The 15593-nt window shown below is 57.2% G+C and carries 13 protein-coding genes; 10 read left to right on the top strand and 3 right to left on the bottom strand.

Annotation, left to right across the window (positions count from 1 at the left end):
• Positions 1-82: 82 nt before the first annotated feature.
• From purL to KCQ76_RS09250, 4 genes are all read left to right on the top strand, one after another.
• Entirely contained in the window at positions 83-2482 is a 2400-nt protein-coding gene (gene purL / locus KCQ76_RS09260) for a phosphoribosylformylglycinamidine synthase subunit PurL (RefSeq protein WP_046202165.1), read from the top strand.
• Between the two features lie 102 nt (positions 2483-2584).
• The gene (locus KCQ76_RS11195) at positions 2585-3712 is read left to right on the top strand and encodes a glycosyltransferase (RefSeq protein ID WP_102215099.1); all 1128 of its coding nucleotides are present in this window, start codon (positions 2585-2587) and stop codon (positions 3710-3712) included.
• A gap of 17 nt (positions 3713-3729) precedes the next feature.
• Positions 3730-4074 (top strand): GtrA domain-containing protein, encoded by a 345-nt coding sequence (locus KCQ76_RS11190; RefSeq protein ID WP_373369132.1) that lies wholly within the window; start codon positions 3730-3732, stop codon positions 4072-4074.
• A 215-nt stretch (positions 4075-4289) separates the two neighbouring features.
• Positions 4290-6776, top strand: a complete 2487-nt coding sequence (locus KCQ76_RS09250) for an ArnT family glycosyltransferase (protein WP_160296108.1) — start codon at positions 4290-4292, stop codon at positions 6774-6776.
• Positions 6777-6916: 140 nt separating this feature from the next.
• Here KCQ76_RS09250 and KCQ76_RS09245 read toward each other — a convergent pair whose 3' ends face one another.
• On the bottom strand, positions 6917-7975 hold the full coding sequence (locus KCQ76_RS09245) for an acyl-CoA thioesterase (RefSeq protein WP_046202020.1): 1059 nt from the start codon (positions 7973-7975) through the stop codon (positions 6917-6919).
• 116 nt (positions 7976-8091) lie between these two features.
• Between KCQ76_RS09245 and KCQ76_RS09240 the strand changes: the two genes are divergently transcribed.
• The 3 genes from KCQ76_RS09240 (at position 8092) to purM (ending at position 11551) form a co-directional block, all read left to right on the top strand.
• Positions 8092-8466 carry a sterol carrier family protein gene (locus KCQ76_RS09240; protein WP_082089951.1) on the top strand — a complete coding sequence of 125 codons (375 nt, stop codon included), beginning with the start codon at positions 8092-8094 and terminating at the stop codon, positions 8464-8466.
• Between the two features lie 154 nt (positions 8467-8620).
• Entirely contained in the window at positions 8621-10234 is a 1614-nt protein-coding gene (gene purF / locus KCQ76_RS09235) for an amidophosphoribosyltransferase (protein WP_373369133.1), read from the top strand.
• Between the two features lie 207 nt (positions 10235-10441).
• Positions 10442-11551: a phosphoribosylformylglycinamidine cyclo-ligase gene (purM, locus tag KCQ76_RS09230; protein WP_082089953.1), complete on the top strand. Its 1110-nt coding sequence runs from the start codon at positions 10442-10444 to the stop codon at positions 11549-11551.
• Between the two features lie 147 nt (positions 11552-11698).
• On the opposite strand, the gene KCQ76_RS09225 is transcribed toward purM, so the two are convergent.
• Both KCQ76_RS09225 and ygfZ read right to left on the bottom strand, forming a co-directional pair.
• The gene (locus KCQ76_RS09225) at positions 11699-11881 is read right to left on the bottom strand and encodes a DUF3073 domain-containing protein (protein ID WP_046202021.1); all 183 of its coding nucleotides are present in this window, start codon (positions 11879-11881) and stop codon (positions 11699-11701) included.
• Positions 11882-12150: 269 nt separating this feature from the next.
• Positions 12151-13461, bottom strand: a complete 1311-nt coding sequence (gene ygfZ / locus KCQ76_RS09220) for a CAF17-like 4Fe-4S cluster assembly/insertion protein YgfZ (protein ID WP_231725411.1) — start codon at positions 13459-13461, stop codon at positions 12151-12153.
• Between the two features lie 84 nt (positions 13462-13545).
• On the opposite strand from ygfZ, the gene KCQ76_RS09215 reads away from it, so the two are divergent.
• From KCQ76_RS09215 to KCQ76_RS09205, 3 genes are all read left to right on the top strand, one after another.
• Positions 13546-14493: an aminodeoxychorismate lyase gene (locus KCQ76_RS09215; RefSeq protein ID WP_241864883.1), complete on the top strand. Its 948-nt coding sequence runs from the start codon at positions 13546-13548 to the stop codon at positions 14491-14493.
• Between the two features lie 147 nt (positions 14494-14640).
• Complete coding sequence (locus KCQ76_RS09210) at positions 14641-15057, top strand: hypothetical protein (protein WP_052722398.1); 417 nt, start codon at positions 14641-14643, stop codon at positions 15055-15057.
• Complete coding sequence (locus tag KCQ76_RS09205) at positions 15054-15593, top strand: RNA polymerase sigma factor (protein ID WP_052722399.1); 540 nt, start codon at positions 15054-15056, stop codon at positions 15591-15593. The genes KCQ76_RS09210 and KCQ76_RS09205 overlap by 4 nt, the downstream gene beginning before the upstream one ends.

The following is a 15593-nucleotide window of genomic DNA, read 5'->3' as shown; positions in this document are numbered from 1 at the left end:
AAGTGCGCGCACCGACGCAGAGGCTGATAATGCGGTTGAAAGTTTTACGGCTGCTCAGGTCAATGACACGGTTGCCGCCGCACTGGCAGAGCCAGATGCGTCGCAGCCCTATGCGTCATTGGGCTTAAAGGACGACGAATACGCTCGAATTAAAGATATTTTAGGCCGGCGGCCCACCGATGCGGAATTAGCAATGTATTCCGTCATGTGGTCGGAGCACTGTTCATATAAGTCCTCCAAAGTGCATCTTCGTTACTTTGGCGAAACGATGACAAAGGAAATGTCGTCGAAAATTCTGGCCGGTATTGGCGAAAACGCCGGTGTGATTGACATTGGCGACGGTAACGCGGTCACCTTCCGCGTGGAATCCCATAATCACCCCTCATATGTTGAGCCGCATCAGGGTGCAGCCACGGGTGTCGGCGGAATTGTTCGCGACATTATGGCCATGGGTGCCCGTCCGATTGCCGTCATGGATCAGCTGCGTTTCGGTCCCGCCGATGCGGCGGACACCCAGCGCGTCCTTCCCGGCGTGGTTGACGGTGTGGGCGGTTATGGTAACTGCCTGGGCTTGCCGAATATTGGTGGTGAAACCGTGTTCGACGAGTCCTATGCCGGAAATCCCTTGGTGAACGCTCTGTGTATTGGGACGCTGAAAGTGGATGATCTCAAACTGGCCTTCGCCTCTGGTAAGGGGAACAAAGTGATGCTCTTTGGTTCCCGAACGGGATTGGATGGCATTGGTGGAGTGTCCGTCTTAGCATCAGACACTTTTGAAGATGGTGCCGAGCGGAAGTTGCCGTCAGTTCAGGTGGGTGATCCGTTTGCCGAAAAGGTCCTCATCGAATGTTGCTTGGATTTGTACCACGCCGGGATTGTCGTGGGGATTCAGGACTTGGGTGGTGCGGGATTATCCTGCGCCACTTCTGAGCTGGCTGCTGCAGGGGATGGCGGCATGGAGGTCAACCTCGACGCGGTGCCGCTGCGTGCGGAGCACATGACCGCGGCCGAGATCCTTTCATCGGAGTCCCAGGAACGTATGTGTGCCGTCGTGACTCCGGAGAATGTTGATCGTTTCCGGGAGATCTGTGCCCATTGGGATGTGAGCTGCGCGGAGATCGGTGAGGTCACGGATGGTGATCACCTGGTTATTCGTCATCATGGCCAGGTTGTGGTGGATGCACCGGCGCATACGATTGCACATCAGGGCCCCGTGTACGACCGTCCCTATGAGCGCCCCGATTGGCAAGATGAGCTGCAAGAACCGGGTGTAGAGGCGAAGGGGTTTGCTCGTCCTCAGGGTGCCGACGAATTGCGCGACACGTGGCTGCGCATGATTGCTTCCCCCGCGTTGTGTTCGCGCGCGTTCATCACCGAACAGTACGACCGGTACGTCATGGGTAACACAGTGGAGGCTCAGAACGCCGACGCTGGAGTCCTGCGTATCGATGAAACAACAGGCCGCGGTGTCGCTGTATCGGCGGACGCGTCGGGGCGGTACACGAAGCTCGACCCGAACATGGGGGCCCGCTTGGCCTTGGCGGAGGCCTACCGCAATGTTGTTGTGACGGGCGCTCGTCCCGTGGCCGTGACTAACTGCCTGAACTTTGGTTCACCGGAGGACCCCGCCGTGATGTGGCAGTTCCGTGAGGCTGTGCATGGCCTCGCCGATGGTGCTCGTGAGCTGGGTATTCCCGTGTCGGGCGGCAACGTGTCGTTCTACAATCAGACAGGTTCGGAGGCGATCTTGCCGACGCCACTCGTTGGTGTTGCGGGCGTCGTGACCTCGGTGGATCACCACATCAACCACCTCCTAGGGGGCTTGATGACGGAACGCTCGGCCTTCCTGGAGAGCGAATCGGGTACCGGCGATGAGTCGTTAACGTCATCCAATGACCAGTTCGAAGAGCTGTATCTCCTGGGCGAGACCCATGATGAGCTGGGTGGTTCCATCTGGCAGCAGGTTGAGCACAATGCCTTGTCGGGACTTCCCCCGCAGGTTGATTTGGCAGCGACGTCGGCGTTGGCTGATTTCTTCTGCGGCCAAGCAGATCCCGATACTCCGCGGGTCGTCACTGCCGCGCACGACCTCTCCGAAGGAGGACTCGCCCAGGCCTTGGCCGAATTGGCGATGATTTCTGGCGTTGGCATGGACGTGGATGTCACCAACGTCCACGCGGATCCCTGTGTCGCGCTGTTTTCGGAATCAGCCAACCGAGTTGTGGTCGCTTGCGCCCGTGGAGATGGCGATAAACTAGTTTCCCTTGCAAAACGCTGTGGCATTCCTGTGGTGCGATTAGGTTCCGTGACATCACTCGCATGTGGATCTTCACAGGAAACGTCCGCCCAGGTGAGGGTTAAGGTAAGCGCTGATCGTGCGGATGAGATCACGCTTCCCGTGACAGAATTAAGAGAGGCCTGGACAAGCACATTACCTAAGCTCTTTGCTCACGCAGCGGGTGCGAATTCTGTGGTGGAATAGGATATTTCACTTTTTCTGGGAAGAATATCTAAGTTTTCCGTGACAGATATTCTGAAGGTTATTTTTCCAAACCTCCCAGCGGAGAATACTTGAGTATAAGCCATGACATTTCATGCGCTGTATACCAGTAAGTCCAAGAATCCGAGTATCGAGACTGGCTCCTTCGCACCGACGGCACAGCCATCTCAACCCCGTGCCGTCGCCGGGGGAGTCTCCGTTGGCGAAACCCACCCCGCTGTGTCCACGTTGAATTCCCGTGCCATGTCGGAGAACTCAGCTGACTTCCGAGTGTCCACCATCGCACAGGAGACCGCACTCGCCGCGCCGGGTGACTCAGCTCAGGGGAAAGCTGGGTCCTATAACCCAACAGATCCGCGCCAGACCACAGTGGAGATCGTCATTCCCGTGTACAACGAGGCGACGTCCTTGCCCACGTCCGTCACTCACTTGGTAAAGAGCCTGTCGAGCCTGGTGCCATTCACGACGATGGTCACGATTGCTGATAATGCGTCCATTGATAACACGTGGATTGTTGCGGGGGAGTTGGAGCGCCAGCTGCCGTCGGTTCGTCGGGTTCACTTGGACCAAAAAGGCCGAGGGCGGATGCTGAAGAAGGTGTGGTTGGAGTCGCAATGTGATGTTGTGGCTTATATGGATGTAGATCTCTCAACCGATTTGCATGCTTTGCTTCCGTTATTAGCGCCTTTGGTTTCTGACCATTCCGATATTGCTATTGGTTCACGGTTAGCTCGCTCAGCCAACGTTGTTCGTGGTTCAAAACGTGAGTTTATCTCGCGGACATATAACCACATGCTTCGTCTCATGATGTCAGCACACTTTTCTGACGCCCAGTGTGGTTTTAAAGCAATGCGTACCGACGTTGCCCGCGCCATTCTGCCTCATGTTGAAGACCCGAATTGGTTCTTTGATACCGAAGTGTTGCTCCTCGCAGAAAAAGCTGGGTACCGGATTCATGAGGTCCCCGTAGATTGGACCGATGACCCTGATTCGCGCGTTAATGTCGTCGAAACTGCATTACAGGATTTACGCGGAATGTGGAGAGTGAGACGAAATATTGCGTCTCATCGGATTAATCTCGATTCATTCCGCCGCTCTTCGAGAGCATCTGAGCCCCCGGTGTTGGAGGGGGTGACGGGTCGGCCGGATCCCAAGCAAAGTTTTTTAGGCATGTCTGGCGATTCGGCATTGTCGGAATCGCCTCGACGGTAGCGTATGCCGTTCTCTACTTGGCTTTCTCGGCGTTTTTGCCTGCACAAGTAAACAATTTTCTTTGCCTTCTGATCACTGCAGTTCTAAATACTGCTGCCAATAGGGCATTCACCTTTGGCATATCTGGCCGAAAAAACGTGGCCAAAGATCAGCTGAGCGGTTTGTTTATTTTTGTTGTGTGTTGGTTGGTCACGTCGTTATCCCTCGTGGGCTTGTCGTGGGTGAATCCTGATGCCTCGGCAACGACAGAGTTGATCGTCTTGACAGTGGCCAACGTCGTCGCCACAGTCATCCGTTTTGTTGCTTTACGTGCGTACTTCTATTCATTCCGACACCGACGTCGCATCGGCAGCGGAAGGTAAACCACGTGTTAACGGAAGCAAAATGGCAGACATATACGACAGGAAAATATCCATTGCAGGGTGCGTTCAATCGGATTCCTAGGAAGTTGTTGGGTTCACGAAAAGACCGTGTAATGACCCGCTGGATTAAAGAATAAGGAAATTCACATGAAACCTGATGAAGTGTGCAGATGGTGTGGAAATGATGTGGTGAGAATGAGGAGAATGAAATGACGATGAGTATGGTGAAAGGAGCTGGTGGCAGTCATAGTGAGACAAAAAATCACAGACAGCATCACGCCAGCGTTCCGCAGGGTCCGAAAACACAAGATAGAAACAAAAAGTCGGGGATTCGTTCCGAGGTTCAGGGCTTCCCGCGCGGAAAAGAGTTGGCTGGATTCATAGCCTTAGTAATAGGCTCAGCATTTCTTTTCGTGTGGGAACTGGATAACAACAGCTATGGCAATGACTTTTATGCTGCTGCTAGCCAAGCTGGGTCGAAGAATTGGACCGCATTTCTTTTCGGTTCATCGGACTGGGGTAACACAATTACCGTGGATAAAACTCCACTATCTTTGTGGCCTTCGGCATTAGCCATCAAGATTTTTGGGTTAAATTCTTGGTCCGTCCTGGTGCCATACGCCCTTCTTGGTGTGGGTTCCGTTGCCGTCCTGTGGGCTACGGTCCGTCGCTATGCCGGGTCGACAGCGGGCTTTGTGTCGGGGATCGTGCTGGCCACCACCCCAGTCGCGGTGCTGATGTTCCGCTTCAATAACCCCGACGCGATGCTCGTCCTCCTCATGACATGTTCTGTTTGGGCGGCCATGCGCTGCGTGGAGAGCGGTAAATGGCGCTGGGCTGTGTTAACCGGCGTCTTCGTCGGTCTCGGCTTCTTGGCTAAGCAGGGCGAAGTTTTGTTGATCATTCCTGCGCTCGTCGTCCTCTTAGCGGTGGTTTCCCAGCGTTCCTGGAAGGTCAAGCTGGGGCAAAGCCTTGCCACTGTGGCCGCCATGGTCGTCTCCGCTGGCTGGTACATCGTGGCAGTGGCTGTGTGGCCATCATCGTCACGGCCCTATATCGGTGGCTCGACCAATAACTCTATTTGGGAATTGACGCTCGGATATAACGGATTCAGCCGGCTCAGCGGCAACGGCAGTGCCCCCGGCGGTGGCGCAGGTGGTGGTCCCGATGGCGCCGGCCAAGGGGTCAGTTCTGGTTCCGACGCTGCTCAGGGCGCAGCCTCTGCTGCCAGTAACGGCATGGCTCAGGCTGGGAACTCTGGGCAGATGGCAAACATGCCGCAAGGCGGATCCCCGGGAGGTGGTGGCCACGGTGGCCCGACGTTCTCTGGTGAACCGAGCATCCTCCGCCTGTTTAACCAACAGTTAGGTGGCCAAGCTACGTGGCTATTCATTGCAGCGCTGATCGCCCTCGTGATGGGGATAGTCCTGTGCGGGCGAGCACCGCTAAAAAATACGAAGCGCGGCCTGTACATCGGGCTCGGCGTCTGGCTGCTCATGTGTGCCGGGACATTCAGCTTCATGGAGGGCACGATGCACCAGTACTACACCGTGGCTATGGTTCCTCCGATGGCTGGACTGGTCGGCATGGGCGCTGCCGATGCATGGCAGCACCGTGATCGCCTGTGGGTTCGTGCTGTGAGCGCCGTCGCTATCCTCGCGTCCGGTGTGACGGGATTCGGTGTCCTTCGTCGTGCGTCCGATTCATTCCCGACGTGGTTACCGTGGGCTATTCTCGTCGCCGCGGTCATCGGTGCAGCGGGATGGTTCGCTTTGCCGTGGGTGTCCACGGTAGGAGCTCGTCGGCACGCTGATGGATCCGCGTCTTCGACGCTTTCCACACGTGCTTCGTCGTTCCGAGTGGGCGTCGTCGGTATTGTCGCAGCCGCGATGCTTGCGGGGCCGAGTGCGTACAGTGCGTACACCATCGCTCACGCAAATACCGGTTCGGTCGTCGCAGCTGGGCCGAAATCTGATTCCGGCATGGGAGGCCCAGGTGGTGGCGGTCCCGGCGGCCAAGGTGGCGCCGACGGACAAGGTTCCGATGGACAAGGTTCCGATGGACAATCCGGTGCCAACGGCCAAGATGGTGCTTCCTCGCCTGGCCAGGCGCCCAGTAATGGTCAGAACGGTAGCCGTGGCGGTACTGCTCCGAATGGCGGCGGAACTCCACCGAACGGTGGCAATGGTCAGGGCATGCCTGGTGGACCTGGCGGTGCTGGCACGACGACGGATAAGTCAACTAACGGTATGCCGGGCGGTTCGCCGAATGGATCAGGTTCGCCGAATGGATCAGGTGGGTCATCGGCTTCAGCTGGTAAGCAGGGTGGAGCGTCGTCACCGGGTGGTCCGGGTCAGATGACTGTCAGTGAGACTCTGAAAAACAAGCTGAAAGAAGATTCCGGTAAGTATAAGTGGTCCGCGGCGACGATTGGTTCGCAAGGTGCAGCCAGCTACCAGTTGGCTACTGATACGGACGTTATGCCTATCGGTGGTTTCAGCGGTAGTGATGATGCTCCTACGTTGGATCAGTTTAAGAAATTGGTATCGGAGAAAAAGATTCACTTCTTCATTGCTGATTCCGGTCAGGGCGGTGCACCTGGTGGGAACAATGAGATCACGTCGTGGGTGAAGGAACACTTCACTGCTACTTCCATCGACGGTGTGACCGTTTATGACCTCACTCAAGAGAAGAGCTCATAAAGCTCAGTGATTGCAGGCATTTGAGATGGGCACTCTGGGGCCGCTTCAGGCGCCCCTGCCGGCGCCCCGGGGCTGCCCTGGTTTTAGCGAATCGACGCCGTCACAACCCCGAATTTCTTCCTCGGGTGTTATTGAACGCGTTATTGAATCCGTCGTGATATCGGATTGTGCGGCACGAGCGGGTGGGGGGAGTACTCGGCGCGCAGATTACGGAGTGTTTCTGCGTGTTCGGCCAGGCGCTTATCTTCTTCCGTGGTGGGAGTGAAGTGGCGTGCAGTCAGTGGGTTACCGTCCTCATCGATTCCCATATAAGCGGCTGAGGCGTGGATCGCTAGTTTCATCCCGCTGCGGCCTTCCCGCGGGTCGCCAGCATAAACGTGAACACTAGTTTGCATGGAACGCGTATCGGTGCGGATGATTCGGGCGTCGGCTTCAATAAGGTCGCCGATCTGGATCGGCCGATAGAACCGGATTCCTCCCGCATAGACCGCGACAGTGCGATGCCCAGCGAATTCCATTGTGCAGGCGGTGGCTGCTTCGTCGATCCATGCCATGGCGGTGCCGCCGTGGACTTTGCCACCCCAGTTGACATCTTGTGGTTTAGCCATAAAGCGGGTGACCAGCTCAGGGGCCGTCGAATTGTCGGTATATGTTTGTTTCAGCATCTCCTCTTCGATAGCTTTGCGGAGATCGACGCGGGAGAGGGCGGCGTCCCGAACTCGGATCTCTTCCTCTGTGGTGGGTGTCCAGGTGGGGACGGGTATGGATTTTCCGTGCTCGTCCAAAGCGACGAAGATGACCAGGCAGTCGCAGGCGCGGCTAAACGAGCCGTCACGCGGGTCGGCGGAATAGACTTCGTTGACAATGTGCATCGACGATCGCCCTGTGTAGGCGATGGTGGATTTCACCTCGACGAGATGCCCGGATGGTATCGGGCGGGTGAAGTGGATGTGCCCGACGTATGCCGTGACGCAGTAGGCTCCGGACCACCCGACAGCGCACGCGTAGGCAGCTTTGTCGATCCACTCGAGAACGCGCCCACCGTGGACGCCCATCGCACCCGCGAGCAGGATGTCGTTGGGGGCTGCAAGGAACCGCAGTGTGACGCTATTGTTGCGTCGGCCAGTCGCGTGGGGCTTCTCGGCAGTCTTTCCACGTTCTTCGGTGTCAGTGGTGTGTTGTGTGTCCTTAGTTGTCATGGTTTCCTTCGTCGATGCTTCGATGTTTATGTGTATCCCGCAAAAACGGGGAGCGAACAATCGGGCAGTGAACTACGTAACTCTTGCATTGTAAGGGTTGGCAGTACAGTTAGTGCGTGACTAAGAGAATTGATGCGCAGCAACTAGTGGCGGACCTGGAACAGGTAAGGCCCTGGGCGACGGATCCACAGAACGTAGAACGCCCTCCTCGGAGTGTGATTGCCCGAGCGGTCCGCGCGAGCCTAAAAGCGTTAGAGGCTGACGCGCCGGGACATAGCGTGGAAGTTCGTGTTCCTCCATTTGCTGCTGTGCAGTGCATCGAGGGGCCACGGCATACTAGGGGAACTCCGCCCAATGTGGTGGAAACCGACGGCCTCACGTGGATTCAGCTCGCACTGGGGATTGTGGAGTGGGAGAGTTGCAGTTCCGAGGTGGAATTCTCAGGTTCTCGTGCGGCGGAGGTCTCGCGCTGGTTGCCTCAGGTCCGGTAGTGGTCGGATAAAGCCTGTTGCCGGCGGAACTTTCCCGCGGTTACGCCCCACGCAACTCCGTTTCTCCATCCGTATCTTGCAATCTCGCGGCCCCACGCGCCTTTGCACTCCGCATCGTGGCGATTGAGTTGGGATTTAGTTGGGAAAACCAGCAATTGTTATTACAGTGGGAGGCGTGTCGCGCACTGATTGTGTAGATCCGTGGTGTGTAGAGGCCGATGCCCCCACCTCGAGCGAGCCGTTCACGACCAGGCCCTGGGAGGCCGATTCCGGTGTACCTAGTGGGGGATTCGCACCAATCAACCTTGATGATCGCGGTGAAACCGAGCCGCGCGAAGAATGTGGCGTTTTCGGGGTCTACGCGCCAGGGGAAGAGACGGCAAAGCTCACCTATTACGGTTTGTACGCTCTGCAACACCGGGGACAAGAAGCAGCGGGGATCGGTGTCGGAGATGGGCAGCAAATTCTGGTCTTCAAAGATCTCGGCTTGGTATCGCAAGTTTTCGACGAGCCCACCTTGTCGGCCCTCAGAGGCCATGTGGCCATCGGCCACACGCGATATTCCACGGCTGGCGGTGTCCGTTGGGAGCATGCCCAACCCATGTTCCGCACGGCGCGCAGCGGTGGCGACGTCGCCCTCGGACATAACGGAAACCTCATCAATCAGGGCGAGTTGCGTCGGGAAGCGGCAGCATATGGCTTGATTGACCCCGCGTCAGACCCGACCGACTCCGACGTCATGTGCGCGTTGCTCGCGTACTACCACGATGAGGACACCTCGTTGGTCCAGTCGGCTCAGGAGCTTCTTCCCCGTCTTCGTGGCGCCTTCTGTCTGACATTCACCGATGGCGAAAAGCTCTACGCCGCTCGCGATCCCCACGGTGTGCGCCCCCTCTGCCTGGGTCGCCTGGAACGCGGCTGGGTTGTGGCGTCGGAAACTTGTGCCCTGGATATCGTCGGTGCTCGCTTCGTCCGAGAGGTCGAGCCGGGAGAATTCCTTATTATTGACGACGATGGCGTGCATTCGCACCATTTCGCCCGCGCGCAGCACCGCGGGTGCGTGTTCGAGTATGTGTATTTGGCCCGCCCGGATTCGTCAATCCGCGGCCGCGCAGTCAATGCGACACGTGTGGAAATTGGCCGGCGTCTCGCCGAGGAAGCTCCGGTGGAGGGCGATTTGGTGATCCCCGTGCCTTCATCGGGGACACCGGCGGCCGTTGGTTATGCGCAAGGTTCGGGCATTCCTTTCGGAGAGGGGCTGACGAAAAACGCCTATGTGGGCCGCACGTTTATTGAGCCCTCGCAGACCATCCGTCAGTTGGGTATCCGCCTGAAGCTCAACCCGTTACGCGAAGTTATCCGTGGAAAAAGGCTGATCGTTGTCGACGATTCCATCGTGCGAGGCAATACCCAGCGCGCCTTGGTGAAGATGCTTCGCGACGCTGGAGCGGCCGAGATTCATGTTCGCATTGCTTCTCCGCCGGTGAAGTGGCCATGTTTTTATGGGATCGACTTTGCTTCCCCCGACGAACTGGTGGCTAATGACTTTGATCCAGACGATGTCGTGGAGGGAGTGCGTGCCTCGATCGGCGCGGATTCCCTGGCCTACGTGTCGGTGAAAAACATGGTGGCCGCGTCACGCCAGCAGAGATCGGAACTGTGTTGCGCCTGCTTCGATGGCCATTACCCACTCGGGTTACCCGATATTGGCCGCAAGGCGGGTGCGGTGCGTGACCTGCAAGAACACACCGCGCCGGGCGGACTCTGAGTGGGCGATGGGCTCTGGCCAAGCGGCGGTGGGCTAGGCGGTGACGGTAGCGGTGGTGCTGGCAGTCGAAACCCTCCGTGTATGTGTGTGACACCTTTAGTTTCATGTTGATCGCGTTGTCGTGACGATAATCGTGATTAATTGCCCAAGGTTATATTAATTTTAGTGAGACCGACATTTATTTAGCGAGGAAGCGATATACACAATATGAATGCTCATGAGGTAGACAGCACAGGCAATAGCGACGACGCGTCGCCGGCTCACGAGGGGACGTCGTATGCCCAAGCCGGTGTGGATATCGAGGCAGGGGACAGGGCTGTTGAGCTCTTTGCGCCATTAGCTAAGAAAGCGACAAGGCCAGAGGTTCGTGGCGGTCTCGGTGGTTTTGCCGGGCTTTTCGCCTTGGGGAAGTATAAGGAGCCTCTGTTGGCTGCCTCATCGGATGGCGTCGGCACGAAGCTCGCTGTGGCTCAGGCGATGGACAAGCACGACACGATTGGCCAAGATCTCGTGGCGATGGTCGTCGATGATCTTGTGGTGTGCGGTGCGGAAACCCTGTTTTTGCAGGACTACATCGCCATCGGCAAGGTGATTCCGGAGCACGTGGCGCAGATCGTCGGCGGTATTGCTCAGGGCTGTCAGATGGCGGGGTGCGCGTTGCTCGGTGGCGAGACCGCCGAGCATCCCGGCGTGATGGAGCCTGGCGAGTACGACATTTCCGCGACCGGTGTGGGCGTCGTAGAGGCGGCGGATGTGTTGGGGCCCGATAAGGTCCGGGATGGTGATGTCATTATTGGAATGGCATCGTCGGGGCTTCACTCCAACGGATATTCACTGGCTAGGAAGGTTTTGCTCGAGGACGCCGGCCTTCCGCTTGATGGAGTCGTCGAAGAGCTTGACCGGCCCTTGGGTGAGGAACTTTTAGAACCGACGCGGATCTATGCGTTGGATTGCGTGGAACTCATTCAGGAGTGCGAGACGCACACGTTTTGTCATGTGACCGGTGGCGGACTCGTGGGAAACATGAAGCGCGTGATTCCCGACGGGCTCGTCGCGGAGATGGATCGTGCATCGTGGACGCCGAATCCTATTTTCCGGTTGATTGCGGAGCTGGGCTCTGTATCTGACGCGGAATTGGAGAAGACGTTCAACATGGGTGTGGGTATGGTCGCCGTGGTGAGCGCGGATGAGGCCGATCGCGCCCAGGCACTGTTGACAGCCCGCCATGTGGATTGTTGGACCTTAGGCCGGGTGCGTATTGCCGGCAATGGTGAGCAGGATCGCGCGGTTCTGGTCGGGGATCACCCGCAGGCGTAGGTCGGGTACCTAGCGGGAAGCGTGCCCTGCCCTCTGGGCATACGAAAATGGCCAGCTCAGCTATGCCGTGCTGGCCTAGGTTTTCGTCGGTTTGTTCTGGAGGTGAGGTGTGCTGGACGTGTCCAGGAAAGACACCCCCAGTGATAGTTAGCGCCAGTCGTCTTCGTCGGGCTCGTCTTCTGCCCAACGATCCCACTTGTCGTGGGACTCTTCTTCTTCCCGTTGTCCGGTCAGTTCACGCTGGAGGCGCTCGAGGTCCATCTCAGGTGAGTTGTACTTCAACTGACGTGCTACCTTGGCTTGCTTTGCCTTGGCGCGGCCGCGACCCATGGTCTGACCCCCTTGGGTTAGCGGGCCGGTGCGGTAATCCTGCGCCGGCCCATGACGAGTTCATAGTTTCTTCCTGTCCATACCCTACCGGTTCTGAACGAAAAATTCTGCATAGGGGGACGCGATGTCGCCGAATTGCGCTGTTATTGCAGCGCACAGAGCCCTTATTGGCTAAAAATTCGGGGTAGGTGCCCGGAGTGTGAAGGCATGGGGCGCTGCGAGTCTGGTGTAGCGGCGCGCGTGGGGTGGTTGGTTCAGGGGCTTCTAGGTTAGGGCGTTTTCCCGCGCAGCTTGTCGACGGCTTGTCGTCCGGCTTTGGGGGCCTCGTCCAGGTGAGTGGTGTCGGGATCGATAGCGAGCGTTGTGCCGTCGACCTCCAGAGCGTTCGTTTGTGTGGCCGATGAAGACGGTGCCCCACCGGTTGCGCCACCAGCGATTGCTTTTTCGACGATGCTCCGCTTGACGAGCCCCAGCGCGATAGGCCCTTCGTCGCAGTCGTCAACGACGGTTCCGATTCGGCCGACCTTCCGTTTCCCATAGGTAATTGCCTCACCTGGTTCGGGTCGGCGGGCTGAGTAACCGTCGACTTGGAGTTTGACCAGGAGCCGCGGCGGTCGCCCGAGGTTGTGTATCCGCGACACCGTCTCTTGCCCGCGATAGCACCCCTTGTTCAGGTGAACATAGGAGGTCGTGGGCCCGTCGTCGACGGTTGCCCGTTGGGTCGGTGCGTTGGCGGGGGTTCCGATAAAGGCTTCTATTTCGTGTGGCACCGTGTGATCGTCGAGGTCAGCGTGTACTTCCGGTATGACTGCTTTGACGCGCTCTGCTTCGTAGGCCATGAGTCCGGCGGGTTTCGCGCCGGCGTTGATAAGCGCCGTGAAAGCATCGGTGAGTGCAGGCCTGGGCACCAAGAGATGGATAGAATCTTCCGTGCCGACGAGGGGATCGGTGAATGTGATTGTTCCGTCGGGAAGCGTATCGGGCGGGGTGGTGGCTGCCGGCGTGGCCGGAGTGCGATGGCTCCCGAAGGTTTGTGCCATGATTGTCGGCGCGTCTGGGCCGATGACGGTGATGAGGGCAACGTCTACCTCGTGAACACTGACTGCGGACCAAAAGACCATGTGCGTCAGATACGTCTGGAGAGCATCGAAAGTGTCTGGTTCTGAGATCAGGTAGACACTGGGCTCGTCGGCGCGCGTGGGCGAGGGTTCTTGAGGCTGCACGATAGTGAACGCGTGTTCGATGTGCCCCTTAGCATCCAAGATCAGGCCGTGGGTGGTCGAGCCAGGATCCAGCGCATCAATTTTCTGGCTGATTAGCGAGTTCAGCCACGTTAACGTGTCGGCCCCGCTGATCTGGAGCACCCGCTGATGGGATCTGTCAACGGCCCCCGCAGATCGCTCAAATGCGCGTTGTTCACCAAGAGGATTTCCATAATGCCAGGCCACACCGTGTTGTTGGTGGCCGTCGGGCGCGTCGGCGGCCCCGTCGATGGCGTCGAGAAGAGGGCTCTGATACGTCGTGGGAGCGGGCGCTTCTCCGGGGGTCTTGCTGGTGTTCGAAGTTTCGCGGGTGGCCACGAGTGCCAGTGTAGCCGGGAATGTGGTGGTTATCATGAAACGTTTCGCCACAGTTATGTCCCAGGGGCGTCATACAATACGGATATGTCTTCTGCTTCATCTGTGCTTCCACCGTTGTCGCCCCAGTCGCCGGGTACGAACCCTCTGCTCGTTGTCTCTGTGTTGCACGCAGGTTTGGATTCGGTCGGGCGTGAGCCCCGAGTCCACGATTCGTCTCAGCCGCTGTTATTTGCCGACGACCTCGCCGCGGTTCGTGGCGACGGTATTTTCGAGACGCTCATGCTCCGGGGTGGAAGTGTCCGAAATCTGGACCGGCATGCGAAGCGGTTCCGTCGTTCTGCTGCCATGTTGGGGTTACCGGAGCCGGACCTGGATTTGTGGGGTCGCGCCACGGATTTGGCTGTGGAGGAGTGGAAGAAGCAATACCCGGAGCTAGCGGATCGTGATTGTGGTCTGAGGTGGGTGTTGTCTCGTGGACGCGAGTCGACGGGGCGGCCGACGGGTTGGATTACGGTGGCGCCGATGTCGGAGGAGGTCGAGCGTGGCCGTCGCGATGGTGTGAAGGTGATGTCCGCGGAGCGAGGGTTCCGCTTGGATTTGTCGGAGCGATCACCATGGGCCTTGATTGGCGCGAAAACCCTCTCATACGCAGCGAATATGGCTGCCTTGCGCTATGCCCATGAGCATGACTTTGACGACGTCATTTTCATTTCCGACGACGGTGCCGTACTGGAGGGGCCGACGTCCACCGTGATCGCGGTGTCTGATCGCCGCATGATGACGCCGAAAACCGATGCGGGGATCCTTGCTGGTACGACGCAAGCGTCGATGTTCGGAATTGCGCGTGAGTGTGGATGGGAGTGTGAGGAGCGACGTCTCACGCTTGACGACCTCAAAGCGGCCGATGGCGTTTGGTTGGTGTCCTCAGTACGCGTTGCTGCGCGGGTGCTGAGCTTGGACGGGTTTGAGTTCGATCGGCCGGATACAGCCGATGAGGTTGAGGAGATTGCCGCCGAAGCTGTCGGGGAGTGAGGGGCTATGCGGGATTCTGTAAACGAATCTCGTATCCTCCCCCGATTGTGGAGAACGTGCGCAAAACTGAAAAAAGCGATAATATTTTATACCTGATTAGTTTTTTCTACGCACTTCGTCTTGCCGAAGCAGTTCAGGAGATCGAGTATGGCTTCACCTTTCGAGGGCTTAGAAGGAGATTCCGGTGAGTCCTTTGAAACTTGGAGAGATCTTCTCTCTGTGTTTGACGAGGACCTCAGTGACGACGTTTTTAACAGGATCGTTGAGAGCGCTATGTCTGAGTTTCGTCCTCCAGCTGACACTAGCGTTCTCCCAAATCAAGACGATGATTACCTGGATGATGATGTCGACGACGACGCAGGGCTCTATGACGCATTAGATGATCCCGATTCTTCTGAAGGGGAACACGCTTCTGATACGTATGACCCGGATTATTTAGCAGATAGCCATCATGACTTCGATGACCATAGTTATGGTGATCATAATTATGATGACGCGGATCACGATTTCGATGACGACGATATCGACGCGGGTTACGATTCCGATGGTGGTGCATCGCTGTGATTGAGCTGTCCAGGGAACGCGAATTAGTTGAATTAGCCAAGCGGAAAGACGAGCACGCCTTTATGGAGCTCCTCAAAGATGCACGCGGCAAGGTTTGGCGTGTGTGCTTGGCATACGGAAATAATCACTATGATGCAGAAGATATTTTAGAAGATGCTATTGCAGTCGCATGGCAAAATATCGATACCTTTCGTGGAAAATCTCGATTTTCCACATGGCTCTATAGCATCGCTTCGAATATTGCTAAAAATAAACTAAGTCGGCGCCGTGAATTTGCGGTTGAAGATGTCGGAGCAGATCTTCCTACGAATGAGTCTGATACTGGGGAGGTAGTGAGCGCCCGGCAGGTCGTTCATGATGCCTTGGGGCAGCTTTCCCCCGATTTCCGTGAGGCGCTCATACTTAGGGAGTATGCCCAGATGAGCTATAAAGAAATTGCAATCCAGCAGGCAGTAAGCATTCAAACGGTGAAAAGTAGAATTCACCGGGCGAGAAATATTGTCAAAAAGATTATTGTCGCGCAGGAAAGTGTTTAG

The organism is Corynebacterium parakroppenstedtii, from assembly GCF_019754935.1.
GTDB lineage: Bacteria > Actinomycetota > Actinomycetes > Mycobacteriales > Mycobacteriaceae > Corynebacterium > Corynebacterium parakroppenstedtii.
Note: the sequence above shows the minus strand (reverse complement) of the source record. Positions and strands in the feature narration are given on the sequence as shown.

Bases quoted from the DNA above. Each gene is read 5' to 3' on its own strand.
- KCQ76_RS09245 (WP_046202020.1), bottom strand. From the start codon at position 7,975: ATGACAACTAAGGACACACAACACACCACTGACACCGAAGAACGTGGA.
- KCQ76_RS09225 (WP_046202021.1), bottom strand. From the start codon at position 11,881: ATGGGTCGCGGCCGCGCCAAGGCAAAGCAAGCCAAGGTAGCACGTCAG.
- KCQ76_RS09250 (WP_160296108.1), top strand. From the start codon at position 4,290: ATGAGTATGGTGAAAGGAGCTGGTGGCAGTCATAGTGAGACAAAAAAT.
- KCQ76_RS11195 (WP_102215099.1), top strand. From the start codon at position 2,585: ATGACATTTCATGCGCTGTATACCAGTAAGTCCAAGAATCCGAGTATC.
- KCQ76_RS09210 (WP_052722398.1), top strand. From the start codon at position 14,641: ATGGCTTCACCTTTCGAGGGCTTAGAAGGAGATTCCGGTGAGTCCTTT.
- KCQ76_RS09215 (WP_241864883.1), top strand. From the start codon at position 13,546: ATGTCTTCTGCTTCATCTGTGCTTCCACCGTTGTCGCCCCAGTCGCCG.
- purM (WP_082089953.1), top strand. From the start codon at position 10,442: ATGAATGCTCATGAGGTAGACAGCACAGGCAATAGCGACGACGCGTCG.